The 19,648-nt window shown below is 63.0% G+C and carries 23 protein-coding genes; 15 read left to right on the top strand and 8 right to left on the bottom strand.

Translation table 11 applies throughout. The features are described 5' to 3' along the window. Nucleotides 1–30 precede the first annotated feature (30 nt). Nucleotides 31–204, bottom strand: coding sequence for a type II toxin-antitoxin system HicA family toxin (locus AC0L2L_RS29610; protein ID WP_473583408.1), 174 nt, complete (start codon nt 202–204; stop codon nt 31–33). Then, complete coding sequence (locus tag AC0L2L_RS29605; RefSeq protein ID WP_473583407.1) at nt 201–404, bottom strand: type II toxin-antitoxin system HicB family antitoxin; 204 nt, start codon at nt 402–404, stop codon at nt 201–203. Before AC0L2L_RS29605 ends, AC0L2L_RS29610 begins: the two co-directional genes overlap by 4 nt. 330 nt (nt 405–734) lie before the next feature. Here AC0L2L_RS29605 and AC0L2L_RS29600 point away from each other — a divergent pair, with 330 nt between their 5' ends. Further along, a complete protein-coding gene (locus AC0L2L_RS29600; protein ID WP_473583406.1) occupies nt 735–2,876 on the top strand; it encodes a sodium-translocating pyrophosphatase in 2,142 nt (713 codons plus the stop codon). Between the two features lie 99 nt (nt 2,877–2,975). Here AC0L2L_RS29600 and AC0L2L_RS29595 read toward each other — a convergent pair whose 3' ends face one another. The 3 genes from AC0L2L_RS29595 to AC0L2L_RS29585 form a co-directional block, all read right to left on the bottom strand. Beyond that, nucleotides 2,976–3,965 carry a glycosyltransferase family 2 protein gene (locus tag AC0L2L_RS29595; protein ID WP_473583405.1) on the bottom strand — a complete coding sequence of 330 codons (990 nt, stop codon included), beginning with the start codon at nt 3,963–3,965 and terminating at the stop codon, nt 2,976–2,978. Nucleotide 3,966: 1 nt separating this feature from the next. Next, nucleotides 3,967–4,512 (bottom strand): dTDP-4-dehydrorhamnose 3,5-epimerase family protein, encoded by a 546-nt coding sequence (locus tag AC0L2L_RS29590; protein WP_473583404.1) that lies wholly within the window; start codon nt 4,510–4,512, stop codon nt 3,967–3,969. Between the two features lie 136 nt (nt 4,513–4,648). Further along, nucleotides 4,649–5,170, bottom strand: a complete 522-nt coding sequence (locus AC0L2L_RS29585; protein ID WP_473583403.1) for an outer membrane protein assembly factor BamE — start codon at nt 5,168–5,170, stop codon at nt 4,649–4,651. Between the two features lie 117 nt (nt 5,171–5,287). Between AC0L2L_RS29585 and AC0L2L_RS29580 the strand changes: the two genes are divergently transcribed. The 7 genes from AC0L2L_RS29580 to AC0L2L_RS29550 all read left to right on the top strand — a co-directional run bounded on the left by AC0L2L_RS29580 (nt 5,288) and on the right by AC0L2L_RS29550 (nt 10,068). After that, on the top strand, nt 5,288–5,830 hold the full coding sequence (locus AC0L2L_RS29580) for a ubiquinol-cytochrome C chaperone family protein (RefSeq protein WP_473583402.1): 543 nt from the start codon (nt 5,288–5,290) through the stop codon (nt 5,828–5,830). An 11-nt stretch (nt 5,831–5,841) separates the two neighbouring features. Beyond that, nucleotides 5,842–6,390, top strand: coding sequence for a YceD family protein (locus tag AC0L2L_RS29575; protein WP_473583401.1), 549 nt, complete (start codon nt 5,842–5,844; stop codon nt 6,388–6,390). Nucleotides 6,391–6,520: 130 nt separating this feature from the next. After that, a complete protein-coding gene (gene plsX / locus AC0L2L_RS29570) occupies nt 6,521–7,591 on the top strand; it encodes a phosphate acyltransferase PlsX (RefSeq protein ID WP_027167946.1) in 1,071 nt (356 codons plus the stop codon). A gap of 9 nt (nt 7,592–7,600) precedes the next feature. Next, nucleotides 7,601–8,572 carry a beta-ketoacyl-ACP synthase III gene (locus tag AC0L2L_RS29565; protein WP_027167945.1) on the top strand — a complete coding sequence of 324 codons (972 nt, stop codon included), beginning with the start codon at nt 7,601–7,603 and terminating at the stop codon, nt 8,570–8,572. A 107-nt stretch (nt 8,573–8,679) separates the two neighbouring features. Then, nucleotides 8,680–9,003: an integration host factor subunit alpha gene (locus AC0L2L_RS29560; protein ID WP_473583400.1), complete on the top strand. Its 324-nt coding sequence runs from the start codon at nt 8,680–8,682 to the stop codon at nt 9,001–9,003. Between the two features lie 132 nt (nt 9,004–9,135). After that, nucleotides 9,136–9,675, top strand: a complete 540-nt coding sequence (locus AC0L2L_RS29555) for a MerR family transcriptional regulator (RefSeq protein WP_027167944.1) — start codon at nt 9,136–9,138, stop codon at nt 9,673–9,675. A gap of 90 nt (nt 9,676–9,765) precedes the next feature. After that, a complete protein-coding gene (locus AC0L2L_RS29550) occupies nt 9,766–10,068 on the top strand; it encodes an ElaB/YgaM/YqjD family protein (protein ID WP_473583399.1) in 303 nt (100 codons plus the stop codon). A 332-nt stretch (nt 10,069–10,400) separates the two neighbouring features. Here the strand turns inward: AC0L2L_RS29550 and AC0L2L_RS29545 are convergent, their stop codons facing one another. Continuing rightward, complete coding sequence (locus AC0L2L_RS29545) at nt 10,401–10,589, bottom strand: hypothetical protein (RefSeq protein ID WP_084508165.1); 189 nt, start codon at nt 10,587–10,589, stop codon at nt 10,401–10,403. A gap of 226 nt (nt 10,590–10,815) precedes the next feature. Continuing rightward, nucleotides 10,816–11,424 (bottom strand): hypothetical protein, encoded by a 609-nt coding sequence (locus AC0L2L_RS29540; protein WP_473583398.1) that lies wholly within the window; start codon nt 11,422–11,424, stop codon nt 10,816–10,818. A 283-nt stretch (nt 11,425–11,707) separates the two neighbouring features. On the opposite strand from AC0L2L_RS29540, the gene AC0L2L_RS29535 reads away from it, so the two are divergent. The 7 genes from AC0L2L_RS29535 to AC0L2L_RS29505 all read left to right on the top strand — a co-directional run bounded on the left by AC0L2L_RS29535 (nt 11,708) and on the right by AC0L2L_RS29505 (nt 18,830). Then, a complete protein-coding gene (locus AC0L2L_RS29535) occupies nt 11,708–11,974 on the top strand; it encodes a helix-turn-helix domain-containing protein (RefSeq protein ID WP_473583443.1) in 267 nt (88 codons plus the stop codon). 152 nt (nt 11,975–12,126) lie between these two features. Beyond that, nucleotides 12,127–12,585, top strand: a complete 459-nt coding sequence (locus tag AC0L2L_RS29530) for a YbaK/EbsC family protein (RefSeq protein ID WP_473583397.1) — start codon at nt 12,127–12,129, stop codon at nt 12,583–12,585. Nucleotides 12,586–12,841: 256 nt separating this feature from the next. Then, nucleotides 12,842–14,170: an NAD(P)H-dependent oxidoreductase gene (locus AC0L2L_RS29525; RefSeq protein ID WP_473583396.1), complete on the top strand. Its 1,329-nt coding sequence runs from the start codon at nt 12,842–12,844 to the stop codon at nt 14,168–14,170. Between the two features lie 2 nt (nt 14,171–14,172). Continuing rightward, nucleotides 14,173–15,201 carry a thiamine pyrophosphate-dependent dehydrogenase E1 component subunit alpha gene (locus AC0L2L_RS29520; RefSeq protein ID WP_473583395.1) on the top strand — a complete coding sequence of 343 codons (1,029 nt, stop codon included), beginning with the start codon at nt 14,173–14,175 and terminating at the stop codon, nt 15,199–15,201. Continuing rightward, nucleotides 15,201–16,199: an alpha-ketoacid dehydrogenase subunit beta gene (locus AC0L2L_RS29515; protein ID WP_473583394.1), complete on the top strand. Its 999-nt coding sequence runs from the start codon at nt 15,201–15,203 to the stop codon at nt 16,197–16,199. Before AC0L2L_RS29520 ends, AC0L2L_RS29515 begins: the two co-directional genes overlap by 1 nt. Nucleotides 16,200–16,202: 3 nt before the next feature. Beyond that, a complete protein-coding gene (locus AC0L2L_RS29510) occupies nt 16,203–17,561 on the top strand; it encodes a pyruvate dehydrogenase complex dihydrolipoamide acetyltransferase (RefSeq protein ID WP_473583393.1) in 1,359 nt (452 codons plus the stop codon). 114 nt (nt 17,562–17,675) lie between these two features. After that, a complete protein-coding gene (locus tag AC0L2L_RS29505) occupies nt 17,676–18,830 on the top strand; it encodes a DUF930 domain-containing protein (RefSeq protein WP_473583442.1) in 1,155 nt (384 codons plus the stop codon). An 84-nt stretch (nt 18,831–18,914) separates the two neighbouring features. Here AC0L2L_RS29505 and AC0L2L_RS29500 read toward each other — a convergent pair whose 3' ends face one another. Next, entirely contained in the window at nt 18,915–19,589 is a 675-nt protein-coding gene (locus AC0L2L_RS29500) for an HAD family hydrolase (protein WP_473583392.1), read from the bottom strand. Between the last annotated feature and the right edge of the window lie 59 nt (nt 19,590–19,648).

Raw genomic sequence — 19,648 nt, 5'->3', positions numbered from 1 at the left:
ACACTTCGTCTTCAGCAATCCCCGCCATTTTCAGAAAATGGCGCAGCAAGCCCGTTTTGAGTGCTTGTTGCCATGTATGGGAATGGAGAGACGAACAATGCTTCCCTCCTTCCCATAGATGTGATGGCTGCCAGCTATGCGAAGGAGTTGCCATCCTCGTCGCTCGACAGCTCTTGCAAGGTCCTTGCCTGAAATGGATTTCAAACTGCGACTTCCACCACCCTACCAGGCACCGAAGTAATGGAAGATGGCAGATCGACCGAAAGACAGCCCTCTATGGCCTCCCTCAGATTTGCCAAAAGTTCGTCCAGGGTTTCTCCCTGAGTGGCGCACCCGGGGATGGCGGGGACCTCAGCCCAGAATCCACCTTCCTCGGCTTCATGAACGATAGCCTTAAATTTCATCGATCAACTCCTGTCCGCCTACAGATATGCTAGGCCAAAAGCATTTGCAAAACGGACTGCTGGCTGGCCCCTCGCGGTTTTCGCGTGTGAGCCCACTTGCGAACCGCGATGTCATTTCAATCGATCTAATTCCGGGCCTGCGCCGGCACAGATATCGCCGTTTTCTTCTTTTGGGCGAAAGCGGGGCAAAAACCGAACAATATCTTGACGTTCCGAGCCTTGTTTCGCATACACCCCAGCCAAGGGGTGGATTCCGCGCGCGGCATTCGTCCCCGTTCCAACGGCCCAGGGAGGGGTTCTTTTGGGCCATCAATCGAGGAAAATCCGGCAATGACCATCATTACCGCCGTCATCGCCTGCGGCTTGCTGTCAGTTCTGTACGCCATCTGGGCGACACGTTCGGTCCTTGCGTCCGATCAAGGCAATCAGCGCATGCAGGAAATCTCCGCCGCCATCCGCGAAGGCGCCCAGGCTTACCTGGCGCGCCAGTACACGACCATCGCAGTCGTCGGCATCGTCGTGCTCCTGCTTGCCTGGTGGCTGCTTTCGATCACCGCCGCTATCGGCTTCCTGATCGGCGCCGTGCTCTCGGGCGCCGCCGGCTTCATCGGCATGCATGTCTCTGTGCGCGCCAATGTGCGGACCGCCCAAGCCGCCTCCAACAGCCTTGCCGCCGGCCTCGATATCGCCTTCAAGTCCGGCGCCATCACCGGCATGCTGGTGGCGGGTCTGGCGCTACTCGGCGTCTCGATCTACTACGCCATATTGACCGGCCCGATGGGCCTGCAGCCGAATGACCGCGTCGTCATCGACTCGCTGGTTTCGCTCGGCTTCGGCGCTTCGCTGATCTCGATCTTCGCCCGTCTCGGCGGCGGCATCTTCACCAAGGGTGCGGACGTCGGCGGCGACCTCGTCGGCAAGGTCGAGGCCGGTATCCCGGAAGACGATCCGCGCAACCCAGCCACCATCGCCGACAATGTCGGTGACAATGTCGGCGACTGCGCCGGCATGGCCGCCGACCTGTTCGAGACCTATGCGGTGACGGTCGTCGCCACCATGGTTCTGGCCGCCATCTTCTTCGGCGGCACGGCCGTGCTTGGTGCTGCGATGCTCTATCCGCTGGCCATCTGTGGCGCCTGCATCCTGACCTCGATCGTCGGCACCTTCTTCGTCAAGCTGGGTTCCAACGGCTCGATCATGGGCGCGCTCTACAAGGGCCTGATCGTCACCGGCCTCTTGTCGATCGTCGGCCTCGCGGTCGCAACCTCGGCCACTGTCGGCTGGGGTGAAGTTGGCACCGTCGCCGGCATCGCCATCATCGGCAAGAACCTGTTCATCTGCGGCCTGATCGGCTTGGTTGTGACCGGCCTGATCGTGGTGATCACCGAATACTACACCGGCACTAACAAGCGCCCGGTGAACTCGATCGCCCAGGCGTCGGTGACCGGCCACGGCACCAATGTCATCCAGGGTCTCGCGGTCTCGCTGGAATCGACGGCGCTGCCCGCCATCGTCATCGTCGGCGGCATCATCTCGACCTACCAGCTCGGCGGCCTCTTCGGCACGGCGATCGCCGTCACCACCATGCTCGGCCTTGCCGGAATGATCGTGGCGCTCGACGCCTTCGGCCCGGTCACCGACAATGCTGGCGGCATTGCCGAAATGGCTGGCCTGCCCAAGGAAGTGCGTCACTCCACCGACGCGCTCGACGCTGTCGGCAACACCACCAAGGCGGTCACCAAGGGCTATGCCATCGGCTCCGCTGGCCTCGGCGCGCTGGTGCTGTTTGCGGCTTACTCGAACGACCTCAGGTTCTTTGCCGCCAATGGCGACAAGTACCCTTATTTCCAGGGCATGGGCGAGATCTCCTTCGACCTCTCCAATCCTTACGTCGTCGCCGGCCTGATCTTCGGCGGGCTCATCCCGTATCTGTTCGGCGGCATCGCCATGACTGCCGTTGGCCGCGCGGCGGGCGCCATCGTCCAGGAAGTGCGCAAACAGTTCCGCGAGGATCCCGGCATTATGGCCGGCACCTCGAAACCGAACTACGCGCGCGCCGTCGATCTGCTGACCAAGGCTGCGATCCGCGAGATGATCATCCCGTCGCTGCTGCCGGTGTTGGCGCCGCTCGTCGTCTATTTCGGCGTGCTCCTGATTTCGGGCTCGAAGGCCTCGGCCTTCGCGGCGCTCGGTGCCTCGCTGCTCGGCGTCATCGTCAATGGCCTCTTCGTCGCCATCTCGATGACCTCCGGCGGCGGCGCCTGGGACAACGCCAAGAAGTCGTTCGAGGACGGCTTCACCGATAAGGACGGCGTCAAGCACCTGAAGGGCTCCGAGGCGCACAAGGCCTCGGTGACCGGCGATACCGTCGGCGATCCCTACAAGGACACCGCCGGCCCGGCCGTCAACCCGGCGATCAAGATCACCAACATCGTCGCGCTGTTGCTGCTCGCCGTGCTCGCGCACGGCTGATCGCGGCGACTATTCCACGACAGAGTCCGCGGGAGCGATCCCGCGGGCTCTCATTTTCGGCAAGATATCCTTCACGCATTCTATGCCCCGGCGGGGCACTCAGCTGGCTTCTGGCTTTTCGCTGCGATGGCGATAGCGGGCCAGCAACTCGTCGGCGTCTGGTTCTCGCTCGGGCATTGGCGATAAGCCGCGTTTCTGGCGCAGCATGGCAATGAACGCGCCGCGGCGATATTGGCGGCGGAAGGAACGCGCCCGCGGATGTATGCCAAGCATGGCCAGAAGCCTGCGTTTGAGGTAGCGGGAGCGCTTGAGGGGAGTAGGTTCCTCGGCGTTGCCAAGAATCCTGACACGCAACGCGTCTGGCGCGTTCATTGCGTCCATCAGTTCTTCCTGCTCTCGCGCCATGTCTCGCGCATAGCTGCCTTCGCGCTTGCCCGAATGCAGCATGAGCACGGTCAGATGGGGCATCGTTGCGATCACCGCCCCCTTGCGCCAGGCACGGAATAGCCAGTCCTGGGAACTCTCGCAAACGCACTGGCTGGCCGGGCGCCATGGCCCAAGCCTTGGCAGTGACGTCCGCCGGATCATTTGTGCAGAGCCGAATCCGACTGTGATGACGGGGTCATAGAAGCCGTCCCGCCCCATCCCGAGGATCATGTGCCTGGAACCGTTGCTCGCGGCCGACTCGATGACCGCACCTCGGGCTATTGCCACATCGGCACCGGTGGCGTCCATCCAGCCGCTCATGCATGTCAGATGGTCGGGAAACCAGAGGTCGTCATGGTTCAATATGGCAACGAAACGGCCGCGGGCTCTGGCAAACCCGATATTGTTCGGCCCCGACTGCTCGCCGAAGTTCACGGGAAGATCGATGTAGGAGATGCGGGAGTCGTCGAAAGCGGCGACTGTGGTCGCGGTGTCCGACCGGCACGCGTCGCCGATAACTATGGCCTCCCAGTCCTGCAGAGTCTGACCAACAAGGCTCTTCAGCGCTTGCTGCAGCACTGCCGGACGATTGTGCGTCGCTATGACGACCGAGACAAGCGGTTCGATCGATCCAGTTGGCGCGCGCTGGCCAGCCCGTTCCACGCTACACCAGCTTATAGGGGATCTGTTCGGTATCGGGGGGCAATCGCCAGTGATCGGGCGCGTCATAGGCGTAGGCCTTGTCGACGAGGTTCAGGACCAAGGCCGTCTCAGGCCCCAGGGAGGTGACGCCGTGCCAGACGCCGGGCGGAATGATGACGATGGCAGGCCTGACCGCTCCGGCTATCTTGTGCCAGACGGCGCCGAATGTCGGCGAGGCCTTGCGGCCGTCGAACAGTGAAATCCGAACGCTTCCCACCGAGCAAAAAAGCCGGTCGGTGGTGACGCCATGGGCATGCCATCCCGTCACCGCGCCTGAATAAAGAGTGCGCTGAAAGATCTGCCCCACGGGAAGCCCGTCCAGACCCCATTCTTCGCGAAAGACTTCAGTGAGATAACCTGTCGAAGTCGCGACAGGCCGGATTTCCTTGAACGTGACGCCGTCGATCGTCGGCGCGTCGACGACAAGCCAGTCAGGTGTCACGGTCTGCCGGTCAGGCGTGCCTGTCGCCATCCAGCCCTGCGGTATTGTACGATCGTTGTTGCTCATGCCCGGCCCCCAAATTCCGAGCAAATTGATAGGGGGGCGCCCGAACATAAGCAAGTATGCGCCCTGACTAGGCGCAAACAAAAGACCCGCCGGGCGAGCAGCGGGTCCTGATTGTTTTGCAAGCCGTCGGGGGGACTTAAGGCGTACCGCCGCCGCCACCCGGAATGCCGGGCGCCAGCTTGCTGGCGCCGCTGATGATCTGGCTGAGGAAGTTCTGGTCCTTGCCGCCGGTCGGCGTCGTCCTCGAGATGAAGTCGAAGACCTTGCCGTCCTTCAGGCCGTAATTGGCGATCTGGGTTACGCGGCCGTCGGCGCCGAAATAGACCGCCAGCACATGCTGGTCGATGATACGAGGGTTGTCGAAGGCGACGTAGCGCTTGCGCGTTTGCGAGATGTAGTAGAAGGCCTCGTTGTCGAATGTCGCCGTCGTCGACGGCGTGCCCAGCGCCAGAAGCACCTGTTCGCGGCTCGATCCGACCGGCACCGAATCGATCGCCTGCTGGTCGATGACGTAGCCTTTCGTCAGCGTCTCGCTTGGATGGAGATCACCGAACATCTTGGACGAATTGCAAGCGGAAAGCGCTGATACCACCAGCAGCAGCGAAGCCACGCCCACCGGGGCGGGCGCAAAGAAAGACTTGAATTTCAGCGCACCCAACAACAATTCTCCATCACATCCCCGCAACTTGCGCTGGGCCGCAAAACCGGTAAACCAGCTTGCATGCCGATGCAACAAGGCCAAATCAAACAACAGGTCCCCGGGAGACCACCCTCAATGTTCCAGCGCCTTTTTGGCCGCGAACGCAATGCCAACCGCGCCATCACCGACGCGCTCTACGCACAAATCGTGGCGGCGGCGCGGCAAACGGTGTTTTATTCCGACTGGAATGTGCCGGATACGCCGCTCGGCCGCTTCGAGATGCTGTCGCTGCATATGTACCTCGTCCAGCACCGGCTGCGTGGCGAGCAAGGCGTGGCGGCCGAGGTCGCGCAGGTGCTGATCGACGAGTTCTTCCTCGATGTCGAGCATTCGCTGCGCGAACTTGGCATCAGCGATGTCGGCGTGCCCAAACGCATGAAGAAGCTGGCAAAGATGTTTTACGGCCGCACGGCCGCATATGACCACGCTCTTGAGGAAGATGATCGGGTGGCGCTCGCGGCGGCGCTCGCCCGCAACGTCAGGCCGGACGCCGGCCCCTGGCCGCAGGCACCGCTGCTGGCGGCCTATGTTTGCGGGGCCTCGCAAAAGCTTGTCGCGCAGCCGACCGAATCGATCGTCGCCGGCACGGCCCTGTTCCCGGTCGCCGGGGCCGCGTGAAGGAGGCCAGCATGAAAGACGCCGAATTGCGCAGCCCGGTATCCTTTGTCGCCAATGTCGCGCGGCTGCCGCAAAAGGGCCTGTCGGTCGTGGTCGAGGCCGATGAGCGCCAGCGCCAAGCGCTTGCCGGCGAATATGACCTGCTCTCGATCGAACGCTATCGCGCCGAGCTGCTTGTAGCCGCGTGGAAGCGCAATGGCGTCAAGGTCACCGGCCGCGTCGAGGCCGACATCACGCAGGCCTGCATCGTCACGCTGGAGCCGGTAACCGCGCATATCGACGAGCCGGTCGAGGCGCTGTTCTTGCCCGAGCGGTCGAAGCTTGGGCGCGAGGGTTTCGAGGGCGGCGGCGAGATCGTCCTCGACGCCGACGGACCGGATAGTCCGGAGACATTTTCCGGCGACAGCATCGACGTCGGTGCGCTGGCGGAACAGTTCTTCGGCCTGGCGATCGACCCCTATCCGCGCAAGCCGGGCGCCTCCGTCGACGTTGCCGGCGATGATCCGCCCGAGGAAAGCGAATTCCAGAAAAAGCTGCGTTCGCTGCTTGGAAAATCCTGAGAGTGCTCCGGATTTTGGAAAAGTTGGTTGTGCGGCAGCCCAAAACCGCTATTTTCGCCGAACCTTCGCGAGCCCCCTTACCTTGGCAGGCGCCCTCCGCATGCCAGGCAAACCGTGAGAAAAGCACTACGTGATCAGAATTTCCATCGATGCCATGGGCGGCGATCACGGACCGAGCGTGGTCATCCCGGCGCTGATGACGGTCGCCATCCGCCGCCCTGACATCCGCTTCGTCATCTACGGCCGCGAGGACGTGGTGCGCCCCGAACTCGCCAAGTTCCCGAAACTCGCCGAAGCAAGCGAGTTCGTCCATTGCGAGATCGCCGTGCGCATGGACGACAAGCCGAGCCAGGCGCTGCGCCACGGCCGCTGGAAGTCGTCGATGTGGAAGGCCGTCGAGGCGGTGAAGAACGGCGGCGCGCAGGCCTGCATCTCGGCCGGCAACACCGGCGCGCTGATGGCGATGTCGAAATTCTGCCTCCGCACCATGGCCACCATCGACCGTCCGGCGATCGCCGCGCTCTGGCCGACGACGCGCGGCGAAAGCGTGGTGCTCGACGTCGGCGCCACCATCGGCGCGGACGCGCATCAGCTCATCGATTTCGCCATTCTGGGCACCGGCATGGCGCGCTCGGTGTTCGGTATCGAGCGGCCGAGCGTCGGCTTGCTCAATGTCGGCGTCGAGGAGATCAAGGGTCAGGAAGAGGTCAAGGAGGCCGGCCGCATGCTGCGCGAGGCCAACATGGCCTCGATGAATTATCGCGGCTTCGTCGAAGGCGACGATATCGGCAAGGGTACGGTCGACGTGGTGGTCACAGAGGGCTTTGCCGGCAACATCGCGCTCAAGACCGCGGAGGGCACCGCAAGGCAGATCGCCGGCTATCTGCGCGCCGCCATGAGCCGCACGCTCATGGCCAAGATCGGCTACGTCTTCGCCAAGGGCGCTTTCGACAGACTACGCGAGAAGATGGATGTCGGTCGCTCCAATGGCGGCGTCTTCCTGGGGTTGAACGGCATCGTGGTCAAGAGCCATGGCGGCGCCGATTCGGACGGCTTCGCGGCAGCCATCGAGCTCGGCTATGACATGGTGCGCAATAATCTGCTTGACCGGATCGAGGCCGACCTCGATCTGTTCCATGCGCGCAACCCGACTGCGCAGGCAAACAGGAAATCCGGCGTCGCCGCCGACGCCGAGGAATAGGAAAGAGCTTTGATCAGATCAGTCGTGCGCGGCAACGGTGCCGCGCTGCCCCGCCGCATCATGAAGAATGCCGACTTCGAAGGCATGGTCGAGACCTCCGACGAGTGGATCGTCCAGCGCACCGGTATTCGCCAGCGCCACGTCGCGGCCGACGACGAGACGACGGCCTCGCTGGGCGAGGCCGCGGCGCGCGCCGCGCTCGACAGCGCCGGTATGACGCCTGCCGACATCGACCTCATCATCCTGGCGACCTCGACGCCCAACAACACTTTTCCCGCGACCGCTGTCGATATCCAGAACCGGCTCGGCATGCATCACGGCTTTGCCTTCGACCTGCAGGCCGTGTGCTCGGGCTTTGTCTATGCCGTCGCCACCGCCGACCTTTACATCCGTGGCGGGTTGGCCAGACGCGTTCTGGTGATCGGCTCGGAAACATTCTCGCGCATCCTCGACTGGAACGACCGCTCGACCTGTGTGCTGTTCGGCGACGGCGCCGGCGCGCTGGTCCTCGAAGCCGAAGAGGGGGCCGGCGCGATCACCGATCGCGGCGTGCTAGCGGCGAGCCTGCGCTCCGACGGCGCGCACAAGGACAAGCTCTTCGTCGACGGCGGCCCTTCCACCACGGGAACAGTCGGCCATCTCAGGATGGAAGGCCGGGAAGTCTTCAAGCATGCCGTCGGCATGATCACCGATGTCATCGAGGCGACCTTCGGTGAGGCCGGCATAACGGCTGAGGACCTCGACTGGTTCGTGCCGCATCAGGCCAATAAACGGATTATTGACGCTTCCGCCAAGAAGCTTGGGATTGCCGAGCAGAAAGTGGTGGTCACCGTCGATTTACACGGTAACACCTCGGCTGCCTCGGTACCACTGGCCCTCTCGGTGGCCGTCGCCGACGGCCGCATCAAGAAGGGCGACCTGGTGCTTCTCGAGGCGATGGGTGGAGGTTTCACCTGGGGCGCGGTGCTGCTCCGCTGGTAAGTGCCGAACGGTCCGGTTTCGGTTCTTGACCTTGCCGGATCAATTACTTACGCTCTGCCTTTACCTGTATCGATTTACGTTTTTTTGCGAGCAGATGGGACGGTCGCATGGGGGGAAAGACACTTACGCGTGCCGACCTTGCTGAAGCCGTTTATCGGAAGGTCGGCTTGTCGCGAACTGAATCGGCGGAACTCGTCGAGGCTGTCCTGGACGAAATCTGCGAAGCCATCGTTCGCGGTGAGACGGTCAAGCTGTCGTCCTTCGCCACCTTCCATGTCCGCTCCAAGAACGAGCGCATCGGCCGCAATCCGAAGACCGGCGAAGAAGTTCCGATCCTGCCGCGCCGGGTGATGACGTTCAAATCGTCGAATGTGCTCAAGAGCAGGATCCTGCGTTCGCATCAGAACAGCAAGGGCAAGGCCGGCAAGTAGTTTGCTGGCGAATGCGGTTGAAAACCGTCGGCGGTTTTGACGTTGGGCTTGAATATCGTTTCATAAACCGCTGAAATAAGGCGCGATTCGGCATCATGCACCGGATCGCGGTCCAGTGTGGAGGATTGGCCCATGGACAAGAGCCCCGATGCTTTCCGCACCATCAGCGAAGTCGCGGAAGACCTCGATCTGCCGCAGCACGTGCTGCGTTTCTGGGAGACGCGTTTCACCCAGATCAAGCCGATGAAACGCGGTGGCGGCCGTCGCTACTATCGGCCGCAGGACGTCGAACTGATCAAGGGCATCCGGCATATGCTCTATGATCAGGGCTATACGATCAAAGGCGTGCAGAAGCTGTTGCGCGAGAACGGCAACCATTTCCTGGTCGCCATCGGCAATGGCGACATGGCCGCCGTAGAGGCGATCGCCCAGCGCCGCCAGGCCGAGCAGGTGCCTCTGACCGCGGCCGCGCAGCCGCGCGGCGATGACGATGCGCTCGTCGGCCAGCCGAAGGTGAAGCCCAGCCGCCGCTTCTTCGGTCTCGGCAAAAGCGACGACGAAGGTCCGGTACAACCAGACGCTTCAAAATTGTCGCGTGACAATCGTGCCTTGCTGCAGGAGGCGCTGTTCGACCTCTTGGAATGCAAGCGCCTGCTCGATCAGGTTCGTTGAACGGTCGTCACTGCCGGCGCTCCGTCAGCCCGCCGGAACTGGCGCTGCGTCCACGCGTTAGGCCTTCTCTCGAAGAGAAGGACAACAGGCATGGCATCGTTTTCGACCCTCTCCGATCTTGACCTCGACAAGCAGGTCGCGGCGCTCTCGCGACAATTGAACGACCTCAAGAAGGTTTTGGCCAAGCGCGGGGATGCCTATTACGAGGATGGCCGCGAGGCCGCGTCCGACTACTATTCGCAGCTTGCCGATCGCCTGCACGAGGCGCTGCCGGCGATAAGGCGCAGGGGCAGGGCGATCGAGCGGACCGCGCGCGATCATCCGGCAACGGCCGCCGCCGTCGGGCTGGTCGTGGTCGGGCTGCTTGCCGGCCTTCTCATCAGCCGGCGCTGATCTTTGTGGATTCGATATAGAAATAGCGGCGGCATGTTGCGACCGCCATTTCCTTGCCGGCGGCTGCGGTCAGCGAGCGAGCTTGATCTTGCTCTTCGGATCCACCACGGCATCAGTTCGTTATAGAGCGTCGGGGCGGCGGGATTCGGTCGATAGCCGAGCTTCAGGGCGATGCGGGCGGCCATCAGCACCAGGCGGGTATCTGGCCGGCGGGTCGGCGCTGGTTCCCATCAGATAGAGTCTGGAATGCGGCTTAAGCGGAAAAACTCCAATGGGAAGGCCGGTCCGCTTTAGCGGCGAAGGCCTGCCTTCCCATCGGCAAGAGGGAAGGATCAGGCCTTCTTCGGAGCCATCTTGTGGTGGTGGTGATGACGATGGTGGTGGTGATGATGCCTGTGATGATGACGATGATGATGGTGCTTCTTCATCGGAGCCGCGTCAGCGCTGGTGGCGCCGAGGATCGGCATGGTAAACGCCAGGGCCAGAGCCAGCCCGAGCGCAGAGAGGAGGGACTTCTTCATGACTTCGTTTCCTTTTTACGCGGGCGTTCCGAGTTTCACCGGACCAAATCGGCGACCCAAGCCCCGCGATAGGGGACTATCCTCCTGGTTTTTTTCGACAATTTTTCCCAAATGTAGATTTTTGTTTCTGGATTGTTTCTGACAAGCCATCTGCCGCAGCGTGCCCGCCTGAACACGCCAAAGTTGCGTCGGTCTCTGAAAATCTGAGAGCGTGAGCAGGCCAAACTCACATCGGCGGCGCGATGCCGTGATTCCCGACCACGACCCGATTCGCGACGAGCTTGCCGTCGCTGCCGCGCACGGCGTTGACGAACACCGCGACGCCCGGCGCGAGATCCGCCGGCTTGGCGGTGGCGAATGTCACGATCGGCGTGGTCTGCGGGATGGCGATCTGTTTCTTCTGGCCGTTGTCATAGGTGAGCGTGACCGTGCGGCCCTGGATCTCGGTCACGTCGGCGACGGTGCCGTTGGTCATGCGGCTGTTGGGCTGCAAATCCCAGTCGCGGTCGCCTTCTCCCGTGCCTTTCAGCGCGGCCGGGAAGATCACGACTTCCAGCGCGCCACTGCCGCCATCGGCCTTGGACACCGAGGCGATGCCGAGGAAATCACCCTGCTTGATATCGGCTGCCGATGCCTTGGCGACGCCCGAGATCTTCCAACCGGCGGCGAGGGTGATCGCATCGGTTTTGCCGTCGCGGTCCTTCACCGTGAGTGTCGGCCCGGCAACGCTGACGACGGTGCCTCGAACACGTACGGCATCCGCTGCCTGCACGTCCGTCGCGCCGATCGCGCCTGAAACTATGCCCAGCACAATCGCGAATGATTTCAAATTCATGGCTTCGATCCTTCCGAGAAATGCCCGGCGCCCGTCTGTCGACAGCAAGCTAACGAATCGAGGCGTCGAAAATGCCGGCGAATCCGGTCGCCGGCCTTCAAAAGAACTTGATTGAGCACCGCGCGACCTTACATGTGAGAGGCTTGGGATACCCGGCCAAATGCCGCTTCACGATGGCGTGACGGCCGAAGCTCTTGGCAAATCATTTGTTAACGAGCATTCTCCCGCCAATCTCAGGCAACGCCACATTTCATCAGACCCTGTTTCATCCAAAGGAGTTGCCATGCCCAACACCGCACGAAACGCTGTTTCCAACGACATCATTGCCGCGTCCGGCCTCAACCCGTTGAAAGCCGCTCGCGAAACGAGGGGATATACGATTGAGGAACTCTCTTTGACCTGCGGCTTGGCCGTTGGCGAGATCACCGATATCGAGGACGGCAAGGACGCCGATCCCGCCAAGCTCCGGCGCATTGCTACGGCATTGCAGATGCCGGAAGAGGAATTGATCACTGTGCCGGCGGCAGAGAACAGGCCCGTGCAGCAGTAGAGGCGCCAGAAAGCGTCGTTCGAAAGCCCGCCGGCGCCTGCCAGGCGGGCTTTTTAATGCGCGCGAAGCCAAACCCACGGCCCTTGCCAATGATCGTCCCGTCATGCCATTCGCCGCCAGCCGTTGTTCGACACGTTTGACGAGAGGTCGCCATGAGCCTGGAATCGGTCCGAGCCTTTTTTGCCGAGCATGCGCCGGACGTAGCGGTCATCGTCACCGAGGCGAGCTCGGCCACCGTCGCACTGGCGGCCGAGGCCCATGGCGTCACGCCGGCGCAGATCGCCAAGACGATCTGCCTGCGCGTCGGCGACGAGACCATGCTGGTCGTGACGAGTGGCATCGCCAGGCTCGACAACCGCAAGTTCAAGGACAGGATGGGCGGCAAGCCGCGCATGCTTGGCGGCGAGGAAGTGCTTGCGGCCACCAGCCATCCGCCGGGCGGTGTCTGCCCGTTCGGTCTGCCGTCGCCGCTGCCCATCTATTGCGATCTGTCACTCAAGCCTTTCGACGAAGTCGTTCCCGCCGCGGGCGCGACCAACGCCGCGGTGCATATCGCGCCGCAGCGCATGGCCGATCTGACCGGCGCCGTATGGGTCGACGTTTGCCAGTAACAATTGCCGCCTAGATATCTCTTTATGGTCTGCGAAAGGCCGTTGCGCGGCTTTGACGGCGTTCGGCTGTGGGCGTCCGGCTTCCATTTGGTTTGGCCACAGGCACCCGCTGTCCGCGCCTTCCGCGATTGAGCCTCGACCAATTCGAAAAGCACCGACTATTGGCCAAAGATTGGACATTAGTCTTGACAGAAATACAGATGTTCAATACCCGTCAATCAACCACACAGCATGCGATATGGGAGGAATAAGCGGCATGGCTTCCAATATTTCGTTGACGGGCCTTGCCCGTGACCTCGAAGAACGCGCCAAGTCCGGCAAACCTATCCGCATCGGCCTGATCGGCTCAGGCGAAATGGGAACCGACATCGTCACTCGCGTTGCCCATATGTCCGGCATCGAGATCGGCGCCATTTCGGAACTGAACCTGCCGGCGGCCAGCAAGGCCGTCGACATCGCTTTCCAGGAGACCGGCCACGCGCGCGAGGTTTCGAACGCCTCGGCGATGACGTCGGCGATGGAGGCGGGCAAGATCGCCGTCACCAATGATTCCAGCCTCGTCATCGGCAACAACCTCATCGACGTCGTCATCGACGCGACCGGGGTACCCGCCGTCGGCGCCGAGATCGGCCTGCGCGCTATGGAGCACGGCAAGCATCTGGTGATGATGAATGTCGAGGCCGACGTCACCATCGGCGCCTATCTCAAGAGTGAGGCCGATCGCCTCGGCGTCACCTATTCGCTGGGCGCCGGCGACGAGCCGTCTTCCTGCATGGAGCTGATCGAGTTCGTCTCCGCCATGGGCCATCCGATCGTTGCCGCCGGCAAGGGCAAGAACAACCCGCTCAACATCGATGCCACGCCTCCGGACTACGAGGAGGAGGCGAAGCGCCGGCACATGAATGTGCGCATGCTTGTCGAATTCGTCGACGGTTCGAAGACCATGGTCGAGATGGCGGCGATCGCCAACGCGACCGGGCTCGTTCCCGACAAGCCGGGCATGCACGGCCCGTCGGCGACACTTGGCGAATTGTCGAAGGTGCTTGTGCCTCAGAAGGATGGCGGCGTGCTGTCGAAGGTCGGCGTCGTCGACTATTCGATTGGCAAGGGTGTGGCGCCCGGCGTCTTCGTCGTCGCCGACATGTCGCATCCGCGCATTTCCGAACGCATGGAGGACTTGAAGATGGGCAAGGGCCCGTACTTCACCTTCCATCGCCCCTATCACCTGACCTCGCTCGAAGTGCCGCTCACCTGCGCGCGCGTGGTGCTCTATGGCAAAGCCGACATGGTGCCGCTGGCTAAGCCGGTGGCCGAGGTCTGCGCCGTCGCCAAGAAGGATATGAAGCCGGGCGACAAGCTCGATGCCATCGGCGAGTATTGTTATCGCGCCTGGGTCATGACGGCGCCGGAAGCTCATGCGGCGCGGGCCATTCCCTGCGGCCTGCTGCAGGGCGGTTCGGTCACCCAGCCGATCAGGAAGGGCGAGCTCATCACCTATGCCAATGCGGCGCCAGCGCCAGGCTCGAAGATCGCCGAGCTGCGCGCCCGCCAGGACAAGCTCGTCTACGGCACCGTGGAGGCGTGATCATGGCTGGAGCCAGCAAAGCCGTCGTGGACAGCCGAGCCAACCTGCCTTTCGTCTATCGCCAGTACAGCCCGGAGCAGCTCAGAGGGGTGCTCCACAAGATGTACCTCATCCGCCGCTTCGAAGAGGGCGCGGAAGAGTGCTACACGCGCGGCCTCATCCACGGCACCATGCACCTGTCGATCGGCCAGGAAGCGAGCGCCATGGGGGTCTGCATGCCGCTGGCCGAAGACGACCAGATCACCTCGACGCATCGCGGCCATGGCCACTGCATCGCCAAGGGCGCCGAGGTCAGCCGCATGTTCGCGGAGTTCTTCGGCAAGACCACCGGCTACTGCAAGGGCCGCGGCGGCTCCATGCATATCGCCGATGTCGCCAAGGGCAATCTCGGCGCCAACGGCATCGTTGCCGGCGGCATCCCGATCGCGGTCGGCGCTGCCCTTTCCTCAAAGAGAATGAAGACGGGCAAGGTCGTGGTCTCCTTCTTTGGCGACGGCGCCAACAACGAAGGTGCCTTCCACGAGGCGCTGAACATGGCGGCGGTCTGGAAGCTGCCGGTGATCTTCGTGTGCGAGAACAACGGCTACGGCATGTCGACCTCGACGGCGCGCTCGACCGCGGTGAAGAACATCGCCGACCGCGCGGCGGCGTATGCGATGCCCGGCGTCATCGTCAACGGCAATATCTTCTCCGAGGTGGCCGAGGCGTCCTTCAAGGCGGTCGAGCGGGCGCGCGCAGGCGAGGGGCCGACGCTGATCGAATCGAAGACCTACCGCCATCGCGGTCATTCCAAGAGCGACCGCAACCGCTACCGCACCAAGGAAGAGATCGAAGACTGGATGGCTAACCGCGATCCGATCGCACTCTTCGAGACTGAGTTGCGCGATTTCGGCTTCATCGACGACCAGGGCATCCAGGCGATCCGCGACGCGGTTGCCCGAGAGATCGCCGACGGCATCGAATTCGCCAAGGCGAGCCCTGCACCCGAGATCGCCAGCCTTCAGGACTATGTCTACACGGAGCACGCGTGATGGACGCCGCGGTGCGTGAACTGAGCTACGCCCAGGCGATCCAGGAAGCCATGGCGATCGCCATGGACATGGACGAGCGCGTCTTCCTGATGGGCGAGGATATCGGCGTCTATGGCGGCGCGTTCCAGGTGACAGGCGACCTGGTCGAGCGCTACGGCACCGACCGGGTGATCGACACGCCGATCTCCGAACTGGGCGGCGCGGGCGTCGCGGTGGGCGCGGCCGTCACCGGCATGCGGCCGATCTTCGAATTCCAGTTTTCGGATTTCGCCACGCTCGGCATGGAGCAGATCGTCAACCAAGCGGCCAAGATGCGCTTCATGCTTGGCGGCGAGGTCTCGGTGCCGTTGGTGATGCGTTTCCCGGCCGGCTCCGGCACGGGCGCGGCCGCCCAGCACAGCCAGAGCCTCGAAGCCTGGCTCGGCCACGTGCCTGGCCTCAAGGTCATCCAGCCGGCGACGCCGCACGATGCCAAGGGCATGCTGCTTGCCGCGATCGCCGATCCGGACCCGGTCATGATTTTCGAGCACAAGCTGCTCTACAAGATGAAGGGCCCTGTCCCGGAAGGCCATTACACAGTGCCGATCGGCAAGGCCGACATCCGCCGCGAAGGCCGCGACCTGACCATCGTCGCGACCTCGATCATGGTCCAGAGGGCGCTCGATGCCGCGGCCACGCTGGAAGGCGAAGGCATCGACATCGAGGTGGTCGATCTCAGAACGATCCGGCCGCTCGACAGGCAAACCGTCATCGACAGCGTGAAGAAGACCTCGCGCCTGCTCTGCGTCTACGAAGCGGTGAAGACGCTCGGCATCGGCGCGGAAGTGAGCGCGCTGGTCGCCGAGAGCGAGGCGTTCGATTATCTCGATGCGCCGATCGTGCGCCTCGGTGGCGCCGAGACGCCGATCCCCTACAATCCGGATCTGGAAAAGGCGACGGTGCCACAGGTCCCCGACATCATCGCCGCCGCCCGCGACCTCGTGAAAGGGGTCCGCTGAGCGATGCCGACCGAAGTCATTCTTCCCAAGGTCGACATGGACATGGCGACCGGCCAGATCTCGCGCTGGTTCGCCGAGGAGGGCGCGCACGTCAAAAAGGGCGATGTGCTGTTCGAGATCGAGACCGACAAGGCGGCGATGGAGATCGACGCTCCGGCCAGCGGCACGCTGCGCAACGTCACCGGCAAGGAGCGCGTCGACATCCCCGTCGGTGAGCCGGTTGCGTGGATCTATGCCGACGACGAGGTCTATGAGGCTACGCAGAACGGGGCTCCAATCTCCCCCCAAGTGGGGGAGATGTCGACAAAGTCGACAGAGGGGGGCGCTGTCCCTCCAGCGCCTCATCCCTTCGCGCCCCCCTCTGGCCTGCCGGCCATCTCCCCCACACAGGAGGAGATCAGCCAATCGCCGACCGCCGGACGCGCGACGCCACTGGCGCGCCGCTTGGCCCGTGAGGCCGGTCTCAAGATTGCCGAGGTAAAAGGCAGCGGTCCACGCGGCCGTGTTGTGCGTGCCGATATAGAAGCTGCCATTGCTGCGAAAACCGCTGTCGCGCCCGTACGGGCCGAAACGCAAACGTCAGTCGAGCCCCCGGCCCAGGCGCCTAAGCCGATGTCGGACGACCAGGTGCTGAAACTGTTCGCCGAAGGCTCCTATGAGCTCGTGCCGCACGACAATATGCGCAAGACCATCGCGCGCCGCCTGGTCGAGGCGAAATCCACCATCCCGCATTTCTACCTGACGCTGGACTGCGAGCTCGACGCGTTGCTGGCACTGCGCACGCAGCTCAATGCCGCCGCCCCGATGAAGAAGACGGAGAAGGGCGAGGTTCCCGCCTACAAGCTCTCGGTCAACGACATGGTGATCAAGGCGATGGCCATGGCGCTGATGGCGGTGCCGGATGCCAACGCCTCGTGGACCGAAAGCGCCATGGTCAAGCACAAGCATGCCGATGTCGGGGTCGCGGTCTCGATCCCCGGCGGCCTGATCACGCCGATCATCCGCCATGCCGATGAAAAGACGCTGTCGGTCATCTCCAACGAGATGAAGGACCTGGCAAGCCGCGCCAGAAGCCGCAAGCTGAAGCCGGAAGAATACCAGGGCGGCACGACGGCGGTGTCCAATCTGGGCATGTTCGGCGTCAAGGACTTTGCCGCCGTCATCAACCCGCCGCATGCGACGATCCTGGCGGTCGGCGCCGGCGAGGAGCGCGCGGTGGTCAAGAAGGGCGAGATCAGAATCGCGACAGTGATGTCGGTGACCTTGTCGACCGACCACCGCGCCGTCGACGGCGCGCTTGGCGCCGAACTCCTCGGCGCCTTCAAGCGCATGATCGAAAACCCGATGGGCATGCTGGTGTAGGCCAATCCCGGCAGGGCCTGAACCCGGCTCGATCACCGAGTTGTCAGGCAGATGGCTCGCGTCGACTATTCCCGGTGCTTGAAGCCGTCGCTATTTCGTTCCACATCGGGCGGCATGAACGGCAAGATGCGGGAATGGTGTCGGAATTGGCGATGGGCCCTGGCCGCATCGCTATTCCTGCATGTCCTGGTCGCGGCGTTCCTGTTCTTTGGCCTGTCGAGGCCCGAGCAACAAGCGGACGATCAGCAACCGGTCAATGTCGCGATCGTGCCGCCGCCCGATCAGCCAAAGCCGAAACCGGCGCCGCCCAAAGCCGAAAAGCCGCCGGAGCAGAAGGCTGAAAAGCCGCCCGAACAGGCACAAAAGCCGCCACCGCAGCCACCGAAACCGCCGGATATCCCGGTTCTGAAGCGCGTGTTCCAGTATGGCGAGAAGGATACCGGGCCGGAGAAATCTCTCGACGGGGGCAGCGCTCAACCCAATGCGCCGTCGCCGGCCAAGGACGCGGCCGCGAAGCCGCCTGTCGCACCGAAGCCCGCGCCAAACCCGCCTGCAACTCCCGAGCCGGCGGATTCCGGCAAGGCCGATGAGAAGCAGGCAACCGCCGCACCGGACGCGAAACCCGCGCAAAGCGAGGAGAAGCAGGCGGCCGAGGACACTGACAAACAGCAGCCGGACAAACAGGAGCCCGCACCTCAAGCCGCCGAAAAGCAGGCGGCCGACGCGCCGAAGCCATTGGCGGCCGAGGCCGGTGATAAGCCCGCGCCTCCATCCTCGGCGGAAAAAGCAAAGCCCAGACCTGCAAAGCCGATGAAGTTCAAATCCGCAAGAGCCCTGAGAGCGCCGAGCAGCAACGCGGGAAGGTCAAGTCCCAACGGCGCCGAGGTTGCGGGATCGCCGATCTATTCCGGCCTTCCGGGCGTCAGGAAACTCTACTCGCAAGGCGCAACCGGCAACGCGTTCGCCGCGAGCTCAATGGAGAGCGTGCCGCGCGATCAGCGTGTTGCCAATCTCTGCGCCAACGTTCTGAACCAGGAATTGCAAAGCGCCGATTATTCTCCCAAATGGCTGCCGACTATTCCGCTGAAGCAGGGCAATGTTCTTAACCCTCCGCAGGCCGCCTTCAGCACGACAACCCAATGGTTCGACCTGAGCTTCCGGTGCGAGGTCGACACCGATGCGACGAGGGTCCTGTCCTTCAACTTCCGTGTGGGGGGATTGGTCCCGCCCGGTGAGTGGACCCGGCGTCGATTCCCCAGTCTCCGCTAGAGCATGATCCCGAACCGGAGGACCGCGTTAGCGAAAAGTGGGAACCGGTTTTCGGAGAAGATCATGCTCCAACAAAGAGTTGGCTCAGGCCGGCACGCCGAGCCCGGACAACTGCCGGCTGATCTCATGCCAGTCGGCGCAGACGAAATCCGCGCCGGCAGCCTTCAGCCGCGCGCCATGTTCGGGATAGGTGTGGTCGCCGCCGGTATAGCCGATGGCGATCATGCCCGCCGCGACCGCGCCTTGGACGCCAAAAGGCGAATCCTCAACGACGATGCAGTCGGCCGGCTTTGCGCCCATCTTTTCGGCGGCGAACAGGAAGATGTCGGGCGCCGGCTTGCCGTTCTTTACCATCGAGGAGGAGAAGATCGCTTCGCCGAAGAAGCGCGACAGGCCAGTCACCGACAGGCTGTGGTTGATACGCTCGACCGAGGATGACGAGGCAACGCAGCGGTCGCCGGCAAGCGCGTCGAGGAATGGCACGATCCCCTGCGTCGGCTTCAGCTCCTCGGAAAAGAGCAGCTTGGTCTCGGCCCAGATGTCGCCATCGGCGGCGGACGGGAACTGATGGCCGGTGAGCTCCCTGATCTTGACGATGATGTCGGACTGCTTCATGCCGATGCATTGCGCGATGATGCCGCCATGCACGCCGGGCATGCCATGCTTCTCGTAGACGCGCTCATAAGCCCTGGCGGCCAGCGGCTCGCTGTCGACGAGGACGCCGTCGCAGTCGAAAATCATCAGTCTGGATCGCGCCACACGCCTCTCCTGGCTTCGATATCAATGTTGCACATCGCTATCGATAAAAAGTCAGATGT

It is taken from the genome of Mesorhizobium sp. WSM4832 (assembly GCF_055811115.1).
This window is presented reverse-complemented; position numbering and strand designations above follow the sequence as displayed.